The organism is Pseudoalteromonas sp. NSLLW218 (assembly GCF_015864775.1).
Classification (GTDB): domain Bacteria; phylum Pseudomonadota; class Gammaproteobacteria; order Enterobacterales; family Alteromonadaceae; genus Pseudoalteromonas.
The window spans coordinates 293,708-315,949 of the sequence record NZ_JADYWO010000003.1 but is presented as its reverse complement, the minus strand read 5'-3'; the positions used below and the strand labels follow the sequence as shown (position 1 = coordinate 315,949).

The 22,242-nt window shown below is 39.2% G+C and carries 18 protein-coding genes; 6 read left to right on the top strand and 12 right to left on the bottom strand.

Annotated features, from left to right (window positions below; all coding sequences use genetic code 11):
- Window positions 1-610 precede the first annotated feature (610 nt).
- Both I6E80_RS06190 and I6E80_RS06185 read left to right on the top strand, forming a co-directional pair.
- Window positions 611-3,193 (top strand): TonB-dependent receptor, encoded by a 2,583-nt coding sequence (locus I6E80_RS06190; protein WP_197185094.1) that lies wholly within the window; start codon window positions 611-613, stop codon window positions 3,191-3,193.
- A 104-nt stretch (window positions 3,194-3,297) separates the two neighbouring features.
- The gene (locus I6E80_RS06185) at window positions 3,298-4,650 is read left to right on the top strand and encodes a hypothetical protein (RefSeq protein WP_024599138.1); all 1,353 of its coding nucleotides are present in this window, start codon (window positions 3,298-3,300) and stop codon (window positions 4,648-4,650) included.
- A 49-nt stretch (window positions 4,651-4,699) separates the two neighbouring features.
- On the opposite strand, the gene I6E80_RS06180 is transcribed toward I6E80_RS06185, so the two are convergent.
- The 8 genes from I6E80_RS06180 to I6E80_RS06145 form a co-directional block, all read right to left on the bottom strand.
- Window positions 4,700-4,954: a lipoprotein gene (locus tag I6E80_RS06180; RefSeq protein WP_024599137.1), complete on the bottom strand. Its 255-nt coding sequence runs from the start codon at window positions 4,952-4,954 to the stop codon at window positions 4,700-4,702.
- A 19-nt stretch (window positions 4,955-4,973) separates the two neighbouring features.
- Window positions 4,974-5,810 carry a peptidoglycan binding protein CsiV gene (locus tag I6E80_RS06175; RefSeq protein WP_197185093.1) on the bottom strand — a complete coding sequence of 279 codons (837 nt, stop codon included), beginning with the start codon at window positions 5,808-5,810 and terminating at the stop codon, window positions 4,974-4,976.
- Window positions 5,810-9,283: a transcription-repair coupling factor gene (gene mfd / locus I6E80_RS06170; protein ID WP_197185092.1), complete on the bottom strand. Its 3,474-nt coding sequence runs from the start codon at window positions 9,281-9,283 to the stop codon at window positions 5,810-5,812. Before mfd ends, I6E80_RS06175 begins: the two co-directional genes overlap by 1 nt.
- A gap of 59 nt (window positions 9,284-9,342) precedes the next feature.
- Window positions 9,343-10,236, bottom strand: a complete 894-nt coding sequence (locus I6E80_RS06165; protein ID WP_197185091.1) for a carbon-nitrogen hydrolase — start codon at window positions 10,234-10,236, stop codon at window positions 9,343-9,345.
- Window positions 10,233-11,288, bottom strand: coding sequence for an agmatine/peptidylarginine deiminase (locus I6E80_RS06160; RefSeq protein WP_197185090.1), 1,056 nt, complete (start codon window positions 11,286-11,288; stop codon window positions 10,233-10,235). The genes I6E80_RS06165 and I6E80_RS06160 overlap by 4 nt, the downstream gene beginning before the upstream one ends.
- Window positions 11,289-11,345: 57 nt before the next feature.
- Entirely contained in the window at window positions 11,346-11,954 is a 609-nt protein-coding gene (locus tag I6E80_RS06155; protein WP_197185089.1) for a PilZ domain-containing protein, read from the bottom strand.
- 220 nt (window positions 11,955-12,174) lie between these two features.
- Window positions 12,175-12,942 carry a haloacid dehalogenase type II gene (locus tag I6E80_RS06150; protein WP_024599132.1) on the bottom strand — a complete coding sequence of 256 codons (768 nt, stop codon included), beginning with the start codon at window positions 12,940-12,942 and terminating at the stop codon, window positions 12,175-12,177.
- On the bottom strand, window positions 12,942-13,592 hold the full coding sequence (locus I6E80_RS06145; protein WP_170071102.1) for a peroxiredoxin-like family protein: 651 nt from the start codon (window positions 13,590-13,592) through the stop codon (window positions 12,942-12,944). Before I6E80_RS06145 ends, I6E80_RS06150 begins: the two co-directional genes overlap by 1 nt.
- A gap of 122 nt (window positions 13,593-13,714) precedes the next feature.
- Between I6E80_RS06145 and I6E80_RS06140 the strand changes: the two genes are divergently transcribed.
- Entirely contained in the window at window positions 13,715-14,602 is an 888-nt protein-coding gene (locus I6E80_RS06140; protein WP_024599130.1) for a LysR family transcriptional regulator, read from the top strand.
- On the opposite strand, the gene I6E80_RS06135 is transcribed toward I6E80_RS06140, so the two are convergent.
- On the bottom strand, window positions 14,582-15,097 hold the full coding sequence (locus tag I6E80_RS06135; protein ID WP_024599129.1) for a DUF2937 family protein: 516 nt from the start codon (window positions 15,095-15,097) through the stop codon (window positions 14,582-14,584). The genes I6E80_RS06140 and I6E80_RS06135 overlap by 21 nt on opposite strands.
- Before the next feature lie 108 nt (window positions 15,098-15,205).
- On the opposite strand from I6E80_RS06135, the gene I6E80_RS06130 reads away from it, so the two are divergent.
- The 3 genes from I6E80_RS06130 to I6E80_RS06120 are packed head-to-tail and all read left to right on the top strand — an operon-like array spanning window position 15,206 to window position 19,893.
- Window positions 15,206-15,772: an RNA polymerase sigma factor gene (locus tag I6E80_RS06130; RefSeq protein WP_024599128.1), complete on the top strand. Its 567-nt coding sequence runs from the start codon at window positions 15,206-15,208 to the stop codon at window positions 15,770-15,772.
- A complete protein-coding gene (locus I6E80_RS06125) occupies window positions 15,769-16,848 on the top strand; it encodes a FecR family protein (RefSeq protein WP_024599127.1) in 1,080 nt (359 codons plus the stop codon). The genes I6E80_RS06130 and I6E80_RS06125 overlap by 4 nt, the downstream gene beginning before the upstream one ends.
- A 9-nt stretch (window positions 16,849-16,857) precedes the next feature.
- Window positions 16,858-19,893 (top strand): TonB-dependent siderophore receptor, encoded by a 3,036-nt coding sequence (locus tag I6E80_RS06120; protein WP_024599126.1) that lies wholly within the window; start codon window positions 16,858-16,860, stop codon window positions 19,891-19,893.
- A gap of 72 nt (window positions 19,894-19,965) precedes the next feature.
- On the opposite strand, the gene I6E80_RS06115 is transcribed toward I6E80_RS06120, so the two are convergent.
- The 3 genes from I6E80_RS06115 to I6E80_RS06105 all read right to left on the bottom strand — a co-directional run bounded on the left by I6E80_RS06115 (window position 19,966) and on the right by I6E80_RS06105 (window position 22,235).
- Entirely contained in the window at window positions 19,966-20,361 is a 396-nt protein-coding gene (locus I6E80_RS06115; RefSeq protein WP_076923830.1) for a biopolymer transporter ExbD, read from the bottom strand.
- 314 nt (window positions 20,362-20,675) lie between these two features.
- A complete protein-coding gene (locus I6E80_RS06110; RefSeq protein ID WP_024604016.1) occupies window positions 20,676-21,119 on the bottom strand; it encodes a PA2169 family four-helix-bundle protein in 444 nt (147 codons plus the stop codon).
- A gap of 177 nt (window positions 21,120-21,296) precedes the next feature.
- The gene (locus I6E80_RS06105) at window positions 21,297-22,235 is read right to left on the bottom strand and encodes a LysR family transcriptional regulator (RefSeq protein ID WP_076923831.1); all 939 of its coding nucleotides are present in this window, start codon (window positions 22,233-22,235) and stop codon (window positions 21,297-21,299) included.
- Window positions 22,236-22,242 lie beyond the last annotated feature (7 nt).

Sequence of the window (22,242 nt, the reverse complement as noted above, 5' to 3'; positions counted from 1 at the left end):
GGAAGCTTCTGCATACAACGTACATTTTTGGTGTGAATTTGCTTTCTCATACATACGATTATTTGAGTGACTAGATCAATTAAATTATTTTTTTAGATTTTGAGACTTATAAACTTCAATGATAAATAAGTGCTCTCAAAAAGTTCAACTTTAATTGCGACTGAATAAAAAATCTAATCAAAAAACTTTCCAAAGTGGCTAAATAAGACTATTTAAGCACCAAGTATGCATAAATATGGTTATTAATTAACATTTAGTTTTGCGGTTTTAATAATGTGCTGTGATTAAGTTGTTAATTTGTCTGTTTTTGGTACACAGCTCAGTTAATTACATTTGATTACAAAGTGAATCACTTTGGTTTCAGATGTGTTTCTAATGTTTCTGTATTTTCTCATGCTTTTGTTTTTAAAGTGTATTTATTAATTAACACTGAAACATAATGTAACCTATGTACCTAAAATGTTTTATCCACATTATTGCTTGATATAAATTGAGCTTCCGTTAAGTTTTCGTTCAGTTAAAAGCGCCTAAGTTGCCCACCTGACTCACTATTCTAATAAAAAGTGAGCATTACCAATAAAGGTAAATTTCCAACAAGTAGGGTTCTTTCATGAAAAAATCAACTCTTGGTTTAGCTGTAATTGCAGCATTTCCAATGTTCTCAAGTGTGCAAGTTCTAGCTGCTGGAGACTCAGCACAAGCAATCGAAAAAATTCAAGTAACGGGTTCTCGCATTAAGCGCGCAGATATGGAAACCGCTAGCCCAGTTACTATAATCGGTGCTGACGATATCGCTGCTTCAGGCGCTGTATCAGTAGATTCTGTACTACAAAAAATGACCGCTACAGGCGGCGCAATGACAAACCCAGGTATCAATAATGGTTCTGGTGGTAATGCATCTATTGATTTGCGTGGTTTAGGTTCACAACGTACTTTAGTACTTGTAAACGGCCGCCGTATGATTAACTCAGGTACAGGCGCTGCTTCTACAGTTGATTTGAATACTATACCGGTATCTATGATCAAGCATATTGAAGTACTTAAAGATGGTGCATCTGCTGTTTATGGTACTGATGCTGTTGCGGGTGTTGTAAATATTATCTTAAAAGATAACTTTGAAGGTTTAGACCTTAATGTTAAATCAGCAATCACTACTGAAGGTGATGCAGATGAAACGTCTTTTGATATTACAATGGGTGGAAACTTCGGTCGTGGTAACGTTGTAATAGGTTTACAGTACACAGACCGTGGCGATGCTTCTCAGGCTGATCGTAGCTTTTCTGATTGTCCGTTAACTGAAGATGGCGATGGCAGTGCTCCATACTGTTCTGGTTCTTCTTACACTCCTAATGGCCATGTTTGGTCAGGTGATGAATCTTTGCAAGGTCAGGCTGATAATGGTTGGCACGACTTTGGTACTAGTGATGCCTACAACTATTCTCAATCTAGCTACTTATACACGCCAATGCGTCGTTTAAACCTTACTGGTATTGGTAGCTTTGATTTAACTGATGACACGCGTTTATACTCTGAGTTTACATACTCAAAACGTTGGTCAGAGCAGCAATTAGCGCCACAACCAGTATGGTTCGACTTTGACTACGCAGACTGGATGGGCGATTCTTTAATTGACCAAAATATTAACTACGGTGATGAAGTTTCTTACGGTCGCCGTATGGTTGACACTGGTACACGTGACTCATCTCAAGTAGTTGATACAGTTCGTTCTGTTATCGGTGCTGCAGGTTATTTAGATAATGGCTTAGAGTGGGATACATCAGTTATTTTTGGTCGTAATGACTCAGTAGATCGCTTAAGCAACCTTCACAATATGGGTTCAATTCAAAGCGAAATTGAAGCTGGTAACTTTAACCCACTTTCACAAGCTTCATGGTCAAGCAGTAGCTTTAGTGACTATGTTTACACTGAGCAAAACTCAGGCGGCAGTCAATTATTTATGATTACAGCTGCGCTTTCTGGTGAGTTAATGGAAGTACCTGCGGGCTTTGTAGGTTTTGCTGCTGGTCTTGAACGCCGTGAAGAAAAAGCGTGGTACACACCAGATTCGATCACTTCACAAGGTCTTGCGAATGACCCACGTGTTGATGCAACAAGCGGTCGTTTTGATGTAAACGAAGCATACCTTGAGCTTGCTATTCCTTTAGTAGCAGATGCTTACTTAGCACAAAATGTAGAATTAAGCGCTGCGATTCGTGCTTTTGATTACAGCACATTTGGTTCTGATGAAACGTGGAAACTAGGTTTAACATGGCGTGTAAACGACGAACTAATGTTCCGTGGTGTTCGCTCTACAGCTTTCCGTGCTCCTACAGTTGCTGAGTTATACTCAGGTGATTCTCCATCTTATGAGCAAGTTAGTTTTACAGGCGCACAAGATCAGGCTGAAGTAACCGTTGGTGGTAATGATGAATTAACACCTGAATTAGCTGATACAGTTACCGTTGGTGTAGTTTACGAACCAGAATGGTTTGAAGGTTTCTCAATGACGTTAGATTACTACGACATTGAAATCGAAAACGCTATTGCTACAGTAAACAACCAATACATTGTTGATTCATGTCTTGCATCAGATGGTTCTTTAGCGAATCAATCAACAGCACTTTGTAGTTCAGCAAATATCGATTTTAACCAAAGCACAGGTCGTATCGCGTTTAATAACCAACTACAAAACGTAGGTTATGAGCAAACAAAAGGTTATGACTTAAACTTAAATTACAAATTTGATTTAGCTGGTCTTGCTTGGAATACGTCATTAGATGTTACTTACCTTGACGAGTACACTGTTGATGTTATTGAATCAAGTATTGATTACGCTGGTTTAATTACTTCTGGTATCGGTGGTTATGCTGACGTAAAAGCAAACTTTGAGCTAGATGTTAAAGGTGATGCTTGGTCTGCTAACTACAAAGCACGTTACATTGCAGGAATGGATAGCTACAGCTGTTTAGGTAAAGAATCTACTTGTTATGCACCAACAACACCATCTGTTGTTTACCATGATGTGAGCGGTTCTTACTTTATCAGTGAAATGGTTTCGTTAACTGCTGGTGTAAATAACTTATTTGATAAGCAACCACCATACTACTCAGGTAACAACGATTCTAATACTGACCCGTACACATATGATGTACTTGGCCGTCGTGTATTTGCTGGTGTAAACGTTAAATTTTAACTAGCACATTAATCGTATTAAGGCTCAGTATTTACTGAGCCTTTTTTATTGAACAAAACAAAGGAGACAAGTACACTAAAACGATATTTTAGAAGGAGAACTGATTGTTAAAACAAGATGAAAACTTATCTTTTGTCATTGAACCAGAGCTTACTCCTCGTTCTGAACAGCGCATAGATCTGTATTTTTCTATCCCTAATGAAATGGGGATTAATCCGCAAACGCTCACCGAAGAATCTTACTTTAATAACCACTTTAAATCACATTTAGCCTACAACGCTAACAACATACACTTGCCTTTAGTACGAAGCCGCTTTGTTAGTAAAAACAAAGGTGAGCAGCAAGATTATCGTCAAAACCTTAATTTATTTTGTTACCAAGTACGTTTAGCCCTTGATGCCGACATTAAAGATGCGTTAAAAATTGATGAAGCAGAAGACTTTTATAAACGCGCTAACGAAGTATATGAACAAAGTGAAGGACTTCTAAAAAAGCTGCGTCGCTATACGCCAGATGATGAAAAACTACTGCCATTTTTTACCAATGCTGATAACTATTTAAGTTGGCATGTTGAGCAATCATTTTTAAAGCTTTTAGATGAAGGCCCACGTAGTAGCGATTATGCAAAAGAGCGTAACGATTTAATGCAGTTTTGTAAAAACGAAAATGCGTACCGGGCTGACAAAAACTATAATTCTGAAACCACAATGCAAGACGCTAATCGAATAACAAATAAAATGCGCTTGCTGCAACGCTTAATTGAGCATGGCGTTATATTACAGCGCCAAACACGGTTTCTTAACAGCTATCTTAAACGATTAGTTAAAGGCACTGTAACGGCAGTTATCATGGCATTCGTGATGGTTGTTATACTTAATGCCCGCTCAACGTTTACTGAAGTCACCGCGACGCTTATTTTAATTTTAGGGGTTATTTACGGGCTACGTGAAATATTTAAAGAAGATATTACGCGTATGATTTGGCGAGCTATTGTACAAGGGCGACCTAAGTGGAGATTTAGTTTTAAAAATAGTATTACTAAAGACAAAATAGCGAGTCAGCTAATTTGGCTTGAATACACACGCTTTAAAAAAATCCCTAAAGAAGTAAAATCTATATTTTCAAAACGTCGTCAACAAAATAAACAAGCTGCGCAGTGGTTACACTTTGCAAGTGAGACACGGGTAAGCGCGAAAGAATTTTTACCTGGTTACGATACCTTGCAGCAAACGCTACAATTTAGTCTTGCGCCATTTGCGCGTTATTTAAAACGTGGTGAAGGGAAGTTATATCATTTAGACAGTAATAAAATTTCTAAGCAGGCGGTTGAACGGCGCTACCAACTTAACATGGTGCTTGTGCTAACCGAGGAAGATAGAACACTTTATCAACGCTATAAAATAACGTTAAATCGAAGTAAAATCGTTAATATTGAACTTATCTACTCCAAAAAATGAATTTTAGTAATTAAAAAAGGGACTGATAAAATCAGTCCCTTTTTTTAATTTATTTATTAGCTAAACCATGTTTACTATATAAAGTTACTTTGTTTGATACTAGCGTGATCTCGATATTTTTTGCTTCGTCGCCCCACACACAATTAGTATGCAGTGTTTTTTCAACACAGTTGTCCGCAGTGCCTAAAATGGTTTCAACTTCAGTCTTATCCATACCTACTTTGATTTTTTCGTAACTCTCAAGACTTACCTTAGAACAAGCCGCAAGGCTTAATGTAGCTGCGATGATAAGGAGTTTTTTCATTGTTATATCCTACTTAGTATTAATGTTTGAATTTTCTGATTTGGACAATCATGCCCATTCGTGGGTGGTCAAAGTAATGTACTTCACCACTTATTACACGTCTAAACTGAGAAAAGCGGGCTGACTCTATATCGCCATTTTCTAGCTTTTGGCTAATATCAAAATTAGCTGTAATGTATAAATAATGTCGTAAGTGTATTTTAAATAAACCGTCTAGTTCCCATTCTGCTTTTGATTGATCCGGGTCGTTAAATAGTTCAGGTTGTGAATTTAATAAACTTACAAAATCAGGGTTTGAATAGCTAGGGGTTACGTTAGGGTCACTTTTAAGGTGTTTACCTGCGATTAAATGCATGCTTGGTGCCCGCGACTTACTTGCGCCTTCAAAGCGCCAGCCTGTATGTAGAATAGGTGTTAATCCTTTGCGATCTAGCTGTCGGTACTGCGCTTTAAATTGCAGCTGTTCTGGCGCTAATAAATAAGTTTGCTGCATATCATCTTTAGCGGGCGCTAGAGGTGTAACAGGTAGCTCATCATAGCTTTGTAGGTAGTTTGTACTGTCACCACATACACCCGATTGCGGGTTTGAATTAACTAATGAATCTGTAAAAGAGCGTTTTTGAAAACGCTCATCACCATCTATACAGGCTTGCATTGCTTGCTCTGTATAAAGAGGGGTCATTAAATCTAGAGAGTTTTTATCCTCAATAGCTTTGTGCTTAAGTGTAAAATCTTCTTGCAAATACGGAGCTGGGCGCTGTTTAAATACAAGCACCTCAACCTCAAACCAGCGTTCTGCAAATGCAGTGCTGCTAAACAAGCAGCATAAAATAACCAGCGATTTTTTTAGCAACATTAATGGCTAACCTTTTTTTCGAAATCTGCAATCATTGCAGTGACCATTTTTAAGCGTTCGCGAGCGTTAGCTTCACTAATTGCAAAGCGCAATTTATTTGCGCTATCCATTTTGTACACCTTAGGCGCACTTTGTATCAAACCAATGATGAAGCTAGGGTTAACCTTGGTATCTTGGCTAAATTCAAAATAACCACCTTTTGGGTTTGCTTCAATTTTTGTTATACCCAGATTACTGGCCTGCATTTTAAGCTGTTGCAAGCTGAACAAGTTTTTGGCTGCATCTGGCAGTAAACCAAAACGGTCTATAAGTTCTACCTGTAATTCGTCCATGTCGTCAAGGTTAGCACAACTTGCAACGCGCTTGTACATGCCTAAACGTGCATTTACATCGTGTATGTAGTCATCAGGTAATAGGGCAGCTAGTTTTAAATCTACTTCGGTTTGTTTTTGAAGTAGGTTTTCAAGCGTTGGCTCTTTACCTTCACGTAGTGCATTTACGGCCTGCTCGAGCATTTCCATATACAAACTAAAGCCTATAGTTTGCATTTGACCTGATTGATCGTCGCCAAGTAACTCACCGGCGCCACGAATTTCTAGATCGTGTGTAGCGAGGGCAAAACCCGCGCCTAAATCTTCCAATGATTCGATTGCTTGTAAGCGTTTACTCGCATCTTTAGAAAGTGCTTTGGGGTCACCTGTGAGTAAATAGGCATACGCTTGGTGATGGCTTCGGCCAACTCGTCCACGTAATTGGTGTAACTGTGCAAGGCCAAGTTTATCAGCTCTATCCATAATAATGGTGTTGGCTGTAGGTACATCGATACCGGTCTCGATAATCGTAGTACATACAAGCACGTTGTATTTTTGATGATAAAAGTCAGTCATTATTTGCTCAAGCTCTTGCTCGCGCATTTGGCCATGGGCTGAGGTTACGCTTGCTTCCGGCACCCATTCACTAATTTCTTGCGCAACACGCTCAATAGTTTCTACATTGTTATGCAAAAAGTAAACTTGACCACCGCGTTTAATTTCACGCAGTACGGCTTCGCGTATTAGTTCTACATCGCGTTGGCGTACAAAGGTTTTAACCGCTAAACGTTTAGCCGGTGGCGTTGCAATAATTGATAAATCGCGCATGCCGCTCATGGCCATGTTAAGTGTACGCGGTATTGGCGTTGCAGTTAGTGTGAGTATGTCTACATCGGCACGCAGAGCTTTAATTTTCTCTTTTTGGCGAACACCAAAGCGATGTTCTTCATCGACAATGAGTAAGCCTAAATCGTTAAACTTAATATCTTGCTGAATAAGTTTATGTGTACCAATAACTATATCGAGCTTACCGTTTGCCATTTTTTCAAGCGTATCTTTTTGCTCTTTAGTGGAGTTAAAGCGCGAAAGTACACCTACTTCAATAGGAAAATCAGCAAAGCGGTCTTTAAAGTTTTCATAGTGCTGCTGAGCCAGCAAAGTGGTAGGCACTAAAATTGCCACTTGTTTATCATCGTTAACCGCTACAAAAGCAGCGCGCATGGCCACTTCTGTTTTACCAAAGCCTACATCACCACATACTAAGCGGTCCATGGCTTGCTTTGATTGCATATCACCTAATACCGCTTCTATGGCGTTGCGCTGATCGTCAGTTTCTTCAAACGGGAAGCTATCGCTAAATTGGCGATATGCAGGGGCGTCTAGCGTAAACTTATTACCGGGTTTTGCTTGGCGCTGTGCATAAATGTCGAGTAATTCTGCTGCTACGTCGCGAACTTTTTCAGCCGCACGTTTTTTTGCTTTTTCCCATGCATCTGAGCCAAGCTTGTGCAGCGGGGCGCTAGCTTCTTCGCCACCAGAGTAACGGCTCAGCATATGCAATGCAGACACTGGCACGTATAGTTTAGCTTCACTTGCGTAAGTAATCGTAACAAACTCAGTAATTACACCTGCAGCATCAATTGTTTGCAAACCTTGGTAACGCCCAACACCGTGATCGAGATGCACAACAGGTTGGCCCTCTTTAAGCTCGGCTAAGTTACGTATTAGTGCATCTTGGCTGGCTTCGTACTTGTGCTTACGGCGTCTGCGCTGAGATACTTTTATACCTAGCAGTTCTTGCTCGGTAATAATAGATAGGCTTGGTTTAGTGCCAAGTACGACACTTTGTTCAAGCGGGCTTACTATTAAACCTACATCACTCGCGCTTTTTGTAAATTGTTCGAGTGTTTCAAATTCTTTAAATTTTAAACCGCTTGGTTTTAAAATGCTCAGTAATGATTCGCGACGACCATCGGATTCAACACTGAGTAATATGCGGCCTTTTTTCTTTTTTTGCTCTGCTACATAATTTATAAACGCGCCATAAGGTTCATGCTGCTTATGATCAATTCGAATAGCAGGCAGCTCGCTAACGCTTAAGTTTTTATTGCCCGCTTTAGTACCAAGCTTTGCAAGCGATAAACGAATACGTGCAAAATTGCCTAAATTAGAAAACAGCTCTTCAATAGGCTGATAAAGCGCATTGGGTTCTAGTAATGGGCGAAGTGGGTCAACTCTGCGGTTCTCATAGCGTACATTTACATCGTGCCAAAAGTTATCTGCCGCGTGCTCTAAATCGCCCAGTTGCATAACGGTAGTTGTTTCTGGCAGGTAGTCAAAAATAGTCGCGAGCTTTTCAAAAAACAACGGCATGTAGTATTCAATACCGGCAGGCCAGTTACCTTTGCTTACTTGCATGTATACAGAGTCTTGCTGCGAGCTTGCACCAAATTTTTCACGGTAGCTTATTCTAAAACGTTCAATATCAGCGTCGTTAGTAGGAAATTCATGTGCTGGAAGTAGCTCAATTTTATCTACTTTTTCATCAGAACGCTGCGTTTCTACATCAAATAAGCGAATAGTGTCGAGTTCATCATCAAAAAAGTCGAGTCTAAATGGATGCGGGCTACCCATTGGGTATAAGTCAACGATAGAGCCGCGTATAGCGTATTCGCCATGTTCCATTACTTGTTGAACATTTAGATAACCGGCTTGCTCTAAATTGTCACGAAAGTTATGTGTGTCTAGCTTGTCGCCCACTTTAAAGTTTATTGTCGAACCGTAAATAAACGAGGCCGGGGCTGTGCGCAACATTAAGGTAGATACAGGTACAATTAACACACTTTGTTGTTCTTTTTTTAAGGTGTTTAAAGTGGCTAACCGGGCTGAAATAATATCTTGATGGGGAGAAAAGTGATCGTATGGCAGAGTTTCCCAATCAGGAAATACCATTACTGGGTTATCGGGTAATAAATATTCTAGCTCTGTTTCAAGGCGCAGTGCGCTTGGTGTATCAGGCGTAACAATCAAGACTAAGTTGTCTTGCTGTTTAACGCCTTCAGCAATGGCAATACTTAAACCACTTCCGCTTAGCTGGCCCCATTGAATTTTATCTTTATGAGATTTTACCCAAGGCAAGGCTGCCCATTGCTCAAACGCCATTTATTACTCCATTTATAGTTGGCTCTTAGCAAGTAAGAGCCATCTTGAGTTAAGTTTACTTAGTCTCGATATATTTTTGTTAGGTCTTTATAGTGATCAATTCGTCGATCACGCAAGAACGGCCAAATACGCCTTACGTTTTCTGAGCGTTTTTGATCAATTTCAACCACTAAAATTTGCTCATCAGTATTATTAGCCTCTGCTAATAATTCACCTTGTGGGCCAGCAATGAACGAATTCCCCCAAAACGCAATACCATCGCTTTGCGCACTTGGGTCACTTTCATGGCCGACACGGTTACAGCTAATTACCGGTACACCATTGGCAACAGCATGGGCACGCTGGCTAATAACCCACGCATCTTTTTGACGAGTTTGCTCAGCAATGTCGTCGTTAGGATCCCAACCGATAGCGGTAGGGTAAATTAACACCTCAGCGCCTGCCATTGCCATTAAACGTGCAGCTTCAGGAAACCATTGATCCCAACATACTAGCACGCCTAATTTACCCACCGAGGTTTGAATAGGCTCAAACCCGATATCACCTGGGGTAAAGTAAAATTTTTCGTAAAAACCAGGGTCATCAGGAATATGCATTTTGCGGTATTTACCCGCAATACTGCCATCTTGTTCTAATACAACTGCGGTGTTGTGATAAAGGCCCGTAGCGCGCTTTTCAAATAAAGAAGCGACAATTACAATACTTAGCTCTTTAGCAAGCTCACCTAAGGCATTACTGCTAGGGCCTGGAATGGTTTCGGCTAAATCAAATACATCAACATTTTCGGTCTGGCAAAAATAGAGGCTTCGGTGTAGCTCTTGGAGTACAACCAGTTTTGCACCTTTTTGAGCTGCTTCACGAATGGCACTTATTGATTTTGCCATATTGTGCTGAGCGTTATCGGTATTGCTTTGTTGCACTAATGCAACGGTTAATTTTGCAGGGCTTGTCATTGTGCTGCTCCAGATAAAAATCCACGAGGTAATTGCATTGTAATACAGTGCAGGCTGCCAAATTGTTCAATTATTGGTTGGCAATTAACGCCAATAATAGTGTGTTGTGGGTATGCTTTTTGAACTTGAGCAAGAGCACGTTCATCATTGGCATCATTATACGTTGGCACAAGCACAGCATTATTAATAATTAAGTAGTTAGCGTAGGTAGCCGGTAAGCGTGTTTGCTCATTGTCATAAGCGGCTTTTGGCCACGGTAACTCAATTAAGGTATATGGGGTGTTATCCGCAGTTTTAAAGGTTTTTAGTTGTTTTTCCATTGCATCAAGTGCGCTAAAGTGCTCATCAGTTTTATCATCACACTGCACATATACAAGGGTATTATTTGGAGCAAAACGCACTAAAGTATCAATGTGGCTGTCGGTGTCATCGCCCGCTAAATAGCCATGATCAACCCATAAAAAACGTGTCGCGCCCAAGTGCTCTTTTAAAAGTACTTCTATGTCAGCAGGATTTAAATCTGGGTTGCGGTTTTTGTTAAGCAAACATTCGCTGGTTGTTAGCAACACACCATGCTCGTTTATTTCAATACCGCCACCTTCAAGTACCATATCGAGCGCTTGGTATTGGTTGTTTGTGCTACTTAGCTCTTTTACCAAAGTACGATTAATTTGATTATCTAATGCGCTTTCAAATTTATTGCCCCAACCATTAAAAGTAAAATCATATACTTTTAGTTGCTTTGGTGAATCAATAGCGGCGCAAGTAAGCGGACCATGATCGCGAGCCCAGGTATCGTTGGTAGGTGTTACTACAAAATGAACACGATTAAGAGAGACGTTAGCGCTATTTAGCAATGCTGTAATATGCATTTTTAGGGCACTGTTGTGCGCCACAATAACAAGCTGCTGTTGCGCTGTTATATGCTTAGCAAGCTCAATATATACAGGTTCTACACGTGCTAAATTATCAGCCCAATCGGTGTCTTTGTGAGGCCATGTAAGCATAACAGCGTCTTGCTCGGCCCATTCTGGTAAAAGTCTAAAGTTCATGAATTTTATATACTAATTAAGATGACGCTAGTTTAGCATTTTACATAAAGATGTCAGCTAATTATCACTGTTTAGGTCGGCCTGGTTTTGATCAAGTTCTTGACGTTTTTTAAGTTGGCGGGTTTGAGCATGTAAACTCGCTCTAACAATCAGTTCTTGGTCAGTGGTTCTAATTGCGCTAAAGAGCATGGTGTATTGATAATGTTCGCTATCTTGTTTTTCTACTGCCACAACTTCGGTGTAACAATAAACCGCAGAGGCTTCGTGGTGCAAAAATAGTTTTGTTCTAAACGCTTGGCCAATTGAGTGTACTTCGGGTGATGTAAAGCGAATACCGCCACCGCCGTAGCTATCACATTGAATTGCATTATCTTGCGCTTGTTCTGAGGCCAAAATATGGCTCATTATTAAATCTATTTTACGTGACTGGGCTTGTAAAAATGTAGCAAGCTCTTGTGCTATATCGCCCAAGTTACGCAGTGGGCGTAACGAGCTTTGCTCAAGTTCACTTACTTCATTTGCTAATCTAAATAGTGGGGGAATGTCGTCTTCTAGCTCAAGCTGCGATTTAGGAACTTGTTCGTTCGATACAGCGAATAAATTCACTCTTATACTTTCATTAATTTGAAAGTACTGCTCAAACTCACCTAATCTTTCACTATTCATTATGTTCTCCACCACGTATTTATTTAATAGTAGCGTTGTGAGTACTAAATTGCTAGCAGATAAAATAACTCATACTGGGCTAAATGCTTTGTTTACATTCAATTTTTAACATACTGATTATGAAAATAATTACACTAAGACATATTTAGGGGTAGTTATAAAAAAGCGGCCAATGTCATCCTAACATTGGCCGCTTGGGTATTGATTCATCAGCGCGTACTTATTTAAGTAGAGCGGCTAATTCATGTAAATCTTTCACAACGTGATCTGGTTTTTTAGCTAATGGGTAAAGTGCTTTACCTGGGCGTGCAATGAAAGTGGTTTGTAGGCCTGCTTCTTTTGCGCCAGCAACATCCCAACCATGGGCTGCAACCATCATTGCTTCATTTGGTGCTACGTTTAGCTTTTTAAGTACCCATTCATAAGCACGTAAGTCTGGTTTGTAAATTTTAATATCTTCAATGCTGTAACGCGCATCAAAGTAAGACATTAAACCAGCGCTTTCAAACTGTGCCTTTACACCTTTGTTTGAAGAATTTGTAAGGCTTACTAATTTATAGCCCTGAGCTCTAAGTTTTGCCAGTCCTTCTTTAACATCGCTGTGTGGAGGAAGCGTTAAAAGAGGCGTAACAATAGCTGTTTTAGCTTGTTCACTAGTAATATCAATATTGTTATTTTGAGCAACCATAAGAAGTGACGCCACCCCAATTTGCCCAAAGTCGTGATAGCTACCGCTTACTGTATCTACTAATGAATGGTGCAGCATAGTCGAAAACCAAAGTGGTAATAAATCTTCACGTCCGCCTAGTGCTTTACCAATAGAGGTACGCATTGACGTTAAATCAAGTAGGGTTTCGTTTACATCAAAAATAAGCACTTTGGGCTTTGCTTGTTCTTTTGGTTCATCAGCGACTGCATAACCAGATACAAGGCTTGTGCCTACAAGTAGTGAAAGAGTAAGTGTTTTTAACGATTTTAAAATAGACATTAGTTATTCTCCGATTCAAGTGCTGCCATAATATCAGTAGGTTCTGCGCGTAGGGTGTAGTCTTCGTTTAAAAATGCATATGTAATAACACCTTCTTGGTTTATCACATAGGTAGCCGGTAGCGGCAATTTAAAGCTTTTATCGCCGTAGTAGTGTTCAAAATCAATACCAAATTGTGTGTATAACGCTTGAATACGTTCATCAAGTGTAAACAATAGACCAAATTGCTCAGCTACTTTATTACTGATATCTGACAGCACATCAAATTCAAGGTCGTTTTTTTGTGCAGTTGAGAGAGTTTCATCAGGCAGTTGTGGTGATATTGCCACTAACTGAGCACTTTGAGTTTTAAATTGAGGTAAGTAGTCATTAAGTGCTTTTAGCTCTAAATTACAATATGGACACCAGCCACCACGATAAAAGCTAATAATTACCGGACCTTTTTTTAATAAATCCGCAAGCTCAATGTTTTCGCCGTTATGGTTGGCTAGGCTGAAGTTTTCTACCTTTTGACCAATTTGCAACGCATTGTCTTTAATATGCTGTGCAATAAGCTCTTCGTTTGTAGTGTTCATTAATGCTAAAACGTCAGCCGGTAACTTGGCATCTTTTTGTACGTTATAGGCATCTATTTGCGCTTTTAAACTCATGATTGAACCTCAATAATTAGACTATTTGCAATTATAGTGTTTTACATATTTAAATAAACATTGCAAAACTGAAAGCTTCATTCGAAAATGTTAAACATTGAAAAGTGCACAATGGCATCTTTATGTATAATTTAAGCGACCTAGAAACATTTATAGCAGTAGTTGAAAATAAAGGAGTGCTTGCTGCTGCTCGCGAGCAGCGTTTATCGCCTGCAACGGTAAGCCATCGCTTAAGTAAATTGGAGCGTGAGCTTGCAACAGTACTTGTTTTTAGAGATAGCCGACGAGTACGGTTATCTCCCGCAGGTGAAATATTTTATACGCGAGTTGGCGCTATAATTGAGGCATTGCACGACGCTGAGCATAGTATTGGTGCACGTAGCTCATCGGTAAGTGGTTTATTACGCGTGACTATGCCCCCTTGGATTTTTTCGAAATACGTAATGCCAAGGCTTAACGAGTTAGAGCAGGCCTATCCTGAACTAAAACTTGATTTTTTAATTACGGATCATTTTGTAAATGTGGTTGATGACGCACAAGATGTGGCAATTCGTGTAGGGCAATTAAATGATTCCGGTTTACTGTCGCGAAAAATAGTAAACAACAAACGTATACTTTGCGCAGCTCCTAGCTACATAAAAAAATATGGTATGCCTAAAAGCTTAGCTCAATTAAGCGAACACTATTGGGTTTGCCTGCCGTGGCAGCGCCAATTAAAGCTTTTTGATGAGCAGGGTAAAATACATACTTTTAATGCGAGAACACGCTTTACCATTTCTAATTCCGATAATATGACTCAAGCAGCTATTGCGGGTCATGGCATTGCAATTAAATCAATGATAGCTATTCATGAAGATATTAAAAATGGCATTTTAGTTGAAGTTATGCCCGGTGTAATGGCACAAGATGATGCTCCAGTTTGGTTTTTGCGTCCGCAAAATAGCTTAACTACCCGTAAAACCGATGTGTTTTATGATTTTATGAAATCACTATTTTTGAGCTGCGAATAAGCGCTTGAATGAGCGTTTTACTCCAGTTAACAACAAATAACCAGTAAGCTCGGCAAGTAAGGCAATTATAATGGCTGCAATAATGGCGGCTATTATAGAGTCTTTTTTTAAAATGATTTGACCTTCAAAGCGTTGCCACACTTGTTGCTTTACATCGCTCATGCCACTGATCAATGTAAAAATATATGGAGATTGCGCAAACCTATTTACAGCGATTTGTAAATCTTGTTGTCGCGTGTAAAGTGTACTGATATTGCTTGCACCTTTATTCACAATCCCATCATCAATATTTTTATAGTGTTTTATTAGCTTATCTAAATCATTATTAAAATACTTAGCGGCATCGTTTTTAAATGGTGCAATGGCATTTTTAGCTTCAATTAATTGGGCTGATAATGCTTGGCCAAAATCGCTTACAAATGCAGGAATTTGCACTCCAAGTAGTAAACCGAATGCAAAGAAGCTAAGTCGGATGTAATCTAAAAATTTACTCATTTATCTTCCTATCCATTTAAATAACCCAGAATTAACATTTGAGCTTGTTTTTATATCAAAAACTCGTAACCTGTCGGTAATAAAAATAACAACAGGTGTATGTTAAGGATGACGAAAAAAGTAAAGTTCACGTCAACATTTGTTGATATTTCTAAACAGCTCAAACGTTTTGTATCGCGCATAGTTCAACCCGACGATGTAGAAGATATTGTGCAAGAAACCTTTGTAAAAAGCTATGAAGCTGATTTAAAGCAAGACATTCAGTTTACCCGCAGTTATATGCTTAAAACAGCAAAACACCTAGCACTAAACCATATAGCAAAGTGGGACAACAAATTTAATGATTCGTTAGAAAATGATAACGAATTACCCGTACTACTCAAATCAATGAAGCTTGAAGATGAATACACATCTAAAGAGCGCTTCTTACTTTTTTGTAGAGCTACTGAGCAACTAAACTCATCAATTCGTAAATGCTTTATATTAAAAAAAGTTTATGGCATGAGCCAAAAAGAGATCGCAGATCAAATGCAGTTAAGCCAAAGCACTGTTGAAAAACACATTGCAAAAGGATTATTACAAACCATGTTGTACATGCGTGAACATGAGCAAAGCTCTCAAATACATCCTAAAGCTCAAGCACACCCTATATCAGTTAAGAGGGTCGCAGAATGAGTAATGTTCATCAATTTAATTCAAAAGATTTAATTTTAGAAAAGTCATGTGAATGGATAAGCGCTATTGATCGTGGTTTAACTGATGATGAAAAGGAGCAATTTAAATTATGGATGATGCAAAGCACCGCCCATCAAGACTCTATATATGAGCTTGCTCAGCTTTGGGATGAACTTTCGGTATTAAATGAATTAAGTCATTTATTTCCTCAGCGTAACAATACTAAAGCATCAAAAAATAAGTGGATGTTTTCTTACTCAATTGCAGCGAGCTTATTTGCAGCGTTAATGGTATGCAGCTACTTATTAATTAATTTAGAAAATGGCTATAACCAAGAGCTTGCAAAAGTTAATTACACTAAAATTTACAAAACAAAAGTAGGCGAGCAAGCAACGTATGTGTTGCCAGATGGCACCATAGTGCAGCTTAATACTAATAGCTTGCTAGAAGTTGCTTATAGCAAAGGCCGCAGGCAGTTATTACTTAGTCGTGGAGAAGGGCGCTTTAATGTAGCAAAAGATGCCACGCGTCCGTTTAGTGTTATGGCAGGCGACAAAAGCTTTACCGCACTCGGTACCGTATTCAATGTACAGCGTAATACCTCATCAGATTTAGAGCTTGTTGTTACCGAAGGCAAAGTGATGATCACCGACCCTAGTGTAGCGGTTGATGCAAATGACTTTAAAGATTATCAACTTGCAGATAACAGCACGCAAAAAATTCGTCAAATTAATGCCAACATTGTTACCTCAGGCGAAAAGGTAGTTATAGAGCAGAGTGTTACAAAGCCAATTACCCAATTATCAATGAACGACGTACAACGCGATTTGGCATGGCAAAATGGCATGCTTATTTTTAACGGAGAAGAGCTAAGCGATGCTTTAAATGAAGTAAGTCGTTATACCGCGACACGTTTTGAGCTTTCTTCAGCCGAGCTTGCCAGTATTAAAGTAGCTGGGGTATTTAAAGCGGGTGACGTTGAAGGTTTACTAGAAAGTTTACAAACTAATTTTTCGATTGATCATGAGCGTTTAGGTGAGCATGTAGTAACGCTAAAACACCATACAGAATCATAAGTAGACGTTATGCAAATCAGACTAATGTTAGATAAAGTTGCATCAATAAAGATTGAACGTAAAAAAAACATTAAAAAAAAGAGACAAAGCCATAGAGGATTTTTGTTTGTCAGCTGTTTATATAAGTTGCGCAGTAACCAAACGCATTTATTGAGTGGATTTAGTGTGCTTGCACCGGCTATTTTTAGCTTGAGTGTACAAGCAGCAACTCAAACCACTGGGCAAATGGTGCAATTTGATATAAAAGCGCAGCGAGCAGACAAAGCCTTAATTGAATATGCTAAACAAACAGAGCAAACCGTGGTGTTTTCTTATGAGTTGGCAAAGCAGTATGACGCAAATTCAGTTTATGGATTTTACACTCAACTAGATGCCCTAGAGGCATTACTAGGTGGGACAGAGCTCGATGCGGTTGTTGATCAAAATGGTTTACTGAGTATAAAACTCAAACAAATCAACAGGAATGATAACAACATGATGAAGCTTTCAGCGGTCAGTGCAGCAGTATTACCAGCTTTACTTGCAGTTAATTCGCAAGGTGTAAACGCAGCAGAAGAAGTCGCTCAAGAAAAAATTGAAAAAATTGCTATTGTCGGTAGCCGTGTAGCAGGACGTTCAGTTGAAGATTTACCCGTTCCAGTAGATATCTTAAGTGCAGAAGCGCTTGAAAATACAGGCCAAACAGAAGTTGGTCGTATGCTACAGTCTATCGCTCCTTCATTTAACTTTTCAAGCTCTGCAATTAGTGACGGTACTGATGCTTTAAGACCTGCGACACTTCGCGGTTTAGGCCCCGACCAAACATTGGTGTTAATTAACGGCAAACGTCGTCACCAAGCAAGTATTATTCATATTAATGGCTCTGTTGGGCGTGGTACTGCAGGTACTGATATGAATGCAATTCCAGCCTCTGCAATTAAACGCATTGAAGTATTACGTGATGGCGCTGCTGCTCAGTATGGTTCTGATGCCATTGCTGGTGTTATTAATATTGTACTTAAAGATGGTAGCGAAGGCGGTAAAGCGGCTATTAACTACGGCCAATATTCAGAAGGTGATGGCGAAACAATTAACCTTGATTTTAATAAAGGCTTTGCGCTAGGTGATGACGGTTATTTAAATACAACTATCAATTACCGTGACCGTGCACCGACTAACCGTGCAGGTTTACATGGCTCTTGTCAGTTTTACGGTTGTACAGAACTAAGTGACGGTACTTTACTTGCTGGCGATCCGCGTGAACTGACAGCCGATCGTGATACTTTTAGAATCGGTGATGCTGATTCTCAGCAGTTTGGTTTAACAATTAATACTGGTTACGAGTTAGGTGATGGCGAGCTTTACGGCTTTATTACTTACTCAACACGTGAAAACGAGTCGGCTGCATTTTTCCGTCATAATGCAAATGCAGGTGGTAACCCAGTACTACAAGATAACGATGCGACAATTCCGCTAGGTTTCTTACCAAAAATTAATACAACTATCGACGATATCTCATACAACTTTGGTTATAAAACTGAGTTTGATAACGATGCAAGTCTTGATTTGTCTTACACCTACGGTGAAAACAGCATTGATTATACGACAAGTGACACTATTAATGCCTCATACGCTAACTTTTTACGTTATGACCAAGGTTTGAGTGCAGCTGATATTCGTACAACTATCCCACGTGAAGCGTACGCTTACGGCATGGAATTATCACTGCAAACAATCAACATTGATTTTACGCAAAACTTTGATGATTATTCGTTAGCGATGGGTGCTGAAATTCGTACTGACGAATACCGTATCTTAGAAGGTAGTGAATATGCATACCGCGATTACGATACGACCAACGGTGTAAGTATTTATAACGGCTTAAGTGGTGGTGTTGGCTCTGAAGATGCATCAGGTGGTTCACAAGGTTTTGGTGGTTCGTCTCCTGCGTCATCAGTTGATGAGTCGCGTGATGTAATCTCATTTTATGTAGATGCAGAAGCTTATGTGATTGAAGATGTAATTTTATCGGGTGCACTTCGCTACGATAACTACAAAGGCTTTGGTGACACAGTAAACTTTAAGCTTGCTGGTAACTGGTCTGTAACCGACGATATTTCACTACGTGGTGCATTAAGCTCAGGTTTTAGAGCACCTTCAATGCAACAGCTTTACTTTAATAATGTAAGTACGCAATTTGTTGTTGATACTAATGGTAACCTAGTTGCAGAAGAGGTTGGTACATTTAGAAATGATTCAACACTTGCGCAAAGCTTAGGTATTCCAAAGCTTAAAGAAGAAAAATCACAAAACCGTAGTTTAGGTATTGTGTATAACGTTACAGATAATATTAATGTAACCGTTGATTACTATTCAATTGATATTGACGACCGTATTGTAATTAGTGACCGCTTAGGTAAAGGTTTATCTACAAGCCTTGATGCTGCATTAAATAGTGCGGGGGCTGGCGTAGGGCAGTTTTTCTTAAATGGTGCTGATACTGAAACTCGTGGTGTTGATTTTGTAGCAACGTGGAACACTGAAGGTTTAGGCGGTACGCTTGATTTTACACTTGCAGCTAACTTCACTAAAACAGATGTTGTATCGTTATTTTCTCCTGCTGGCTCAAGCCTTGAGACAGTAAGTGTAGACGATATATTTTCAGCGGAAGATATCTCTATTATAGAAGAGTGGCAACCAGAGGATCGTATTAACTTAAGTGCACTTTATCAACGTGATGATTGGACAGTTAACCTGTCACTTAATCGCTTTGGTGAGTACACAGTAGAAGATGGCGGACGTCAAACGTATGGCGCAGAAATTTTAACTGACGTTAAAGTTAACTACTTCGTTACTGAAGATTTGTCGGTAAACATTGGTGCAAATAACTTGTTTGACGTTTACCCAGATAAAAACGAAATAGGTAACTCTCGCTCAGGTACTATTGTGGATGCTAGTGGCAACACAGTAATAAGTAGCTCAGGTGTGTTTGACTACTCACGTCGCTCGGCTCCATTTGGATTTAACGGTGCTTACTACTACGTAGGTGCAGAATACCGTTTTTAATTAATAACCTCCCTTTCGTTATTTAACTCAAAGGGCCGTAAGGCCCTTTTTTTGTTTTAGCTTGGGCTGATTTTATTTAGAAATCAAACTTATTGAATAATCATCGTATTGCTTAATATTATTCATTACACTCATTAAAGTATTATGTGTACTGTTTTCGTCTGCGGTTATAAGTACCGAACTTATTTCATATTTAGCCGCGAACATCGCTAAATTAGACGTAACTTGCTCTAAATCAATTAACCTCCCTGAAAAATATACTCCGTTACTTTCATCAATTCTAAATAAAGCATTTTTAACAGGCTTATCTATTTGAGGGCTGTCGAGTGGTCGGTTTAATTCAATAGCCACAGGTTTTACAAAAGATGTAGTTACAATAAAGAAAATTAGTAATATGAACACTATGTCTAACATCGGGGTCATATCAACATCAGCATTATTTTGCAGTTTACTTAGTTTACTTTTCATATTGGACCTTATTTTTAATTAAATGCTGTGGCGCCACAGCAAGGTTTTAGGTACCTAATAACAAAATTAGCACAGCAAAAATAAAGCGTGGTTAAATAAACATTCTAATAACATTAAATTTTTGTATTTATTATGTATTTAAAATGTGGCGAAATAAGGTGGTGTTTATAGCAATCTGCTTATATATGGGGTCTATTTAGCATCGTTATAGAGTAATTTAATTCGTTAAATTGCTTAAGGGTTTATACAGATTGGTATTAGAGGCAATAAAAAACCCAGCGCTAGGCTGGGTTGTATTTATGAGTTATGTAAGCTTACTGCTTTTGCATACGGCTCATTTCTGCATGGCAGCTTTGCATCGTTAATAATGTTTTAGCCAGTGCTGCTTCGCAATCAGCTGGTTGCGGTTTATCCATAGCGGCTTTAATTTCTTCAAGCGTTTTATCTTCTACTTCTTCAAGCTCTTTAACATACGTGCTGTCATTATGTGAAGTGAAAGTAGTCAATAGGGCTGTATATGCACGTCGTGCTTCAACTGCGAAAGATGAACCATCTTCGCGTTCGCCTTTTTCATTAATTGCATATGGCTGCAAGCGCTCAACACTCACTTTTCGGGCATCTATCATACGCTGAAAAAGTGCGCCAATAGCAGGGTCTTCAACTTTTTCCTGTGCTTTTTGATAAAAATCGATGCCGCTGTTCATAACTTGAATGATGTCAGTAATATGATTTACTTCTGATCCTTGATGGGTGTTCATAATGACCTCTTTTATTAAATTAATGTATAGTTCAATTTAATAAAAGCAATGTACGTTCCACGTTTTTATTTTTATGTAGTCATTTGATTTTATTGGTTTAATTTTATTACAGGAAGGGGCTAAGTTAATGAGGAAAGTATTAACCTAGCAATTTTTACATTGTATTGTGTAATAAAGTTATTTTAGCTCTTCAGCTACCTCAGCTACTTTTTGGCGTAACCAGATATGGCTCGCATCGCGATGCAGCAGTGGGCTCCAAATCATATCAAGCTCAAAAGGAGGAATTGGAAACGGTGGCTCTAAAATTTTAAGCCCCGGATCATCTAAGTATATATTTGCGGCTTTTGAAGGAAGAGTCGCAATCAAATTTTTCTCTTTAGCTAAATGAATAGCTACATGGTAATTACGTGTAAAAGTGGCAATGTTACGATGTTTACCAAAGTGGGCAAGTGCTTCGTCAACCCAGCCGAGTTTTTGCACATCTTTAGGGTCCATGCCCACACCTACACCAAAACCTGTTTTACTCACCCATATATGGCGTGCTTTTAAGTAGCTGTCGAGGCTAAAGCTCTCAATAATAGGGTTGTCGGCCTTAACTAAGCAGCAAAAACTGTCTTTCCAAATACGTTTATGATGAAAAGACTGAGGTAAGTTTTCAAAGCGGTTGATTGCCATATCTACTTTACCGTTTTCTACGTCATGAAAGGTTACGTCACTTGGTGTGAGTATATCTAAAGTAGTATCGGGGGCTTCTTCGTGTAGTTTACTTAAAAGCTTTGGCGCTAACGTACTTGCAGCGTAATCACTGGCCATTATTCTAAATACACGTTTACTCTGGCTTGCCTCAAATTCTCTATTAGGTGCTAGAGTTTCTTCAAGCGTCATTAATATGCCACGAATAACGGGTTGTAACTCTAAAGCGCGCTCTGTCGGGACCATACCATCGCTGGTACGAACTAAAATAGGGTCGTTAAATAGGTTACGAAGTCGTTTAAGGCCATTACTCATTGCGGGTTGCGTAATACTCAATTGATTAGCAGCGCGTGTTACGTTGCATTCTCGAAGCAATGTATCGAGATAAACGAGTAAATTTAAATCTATTTTACTTATATTCATTGTGTGT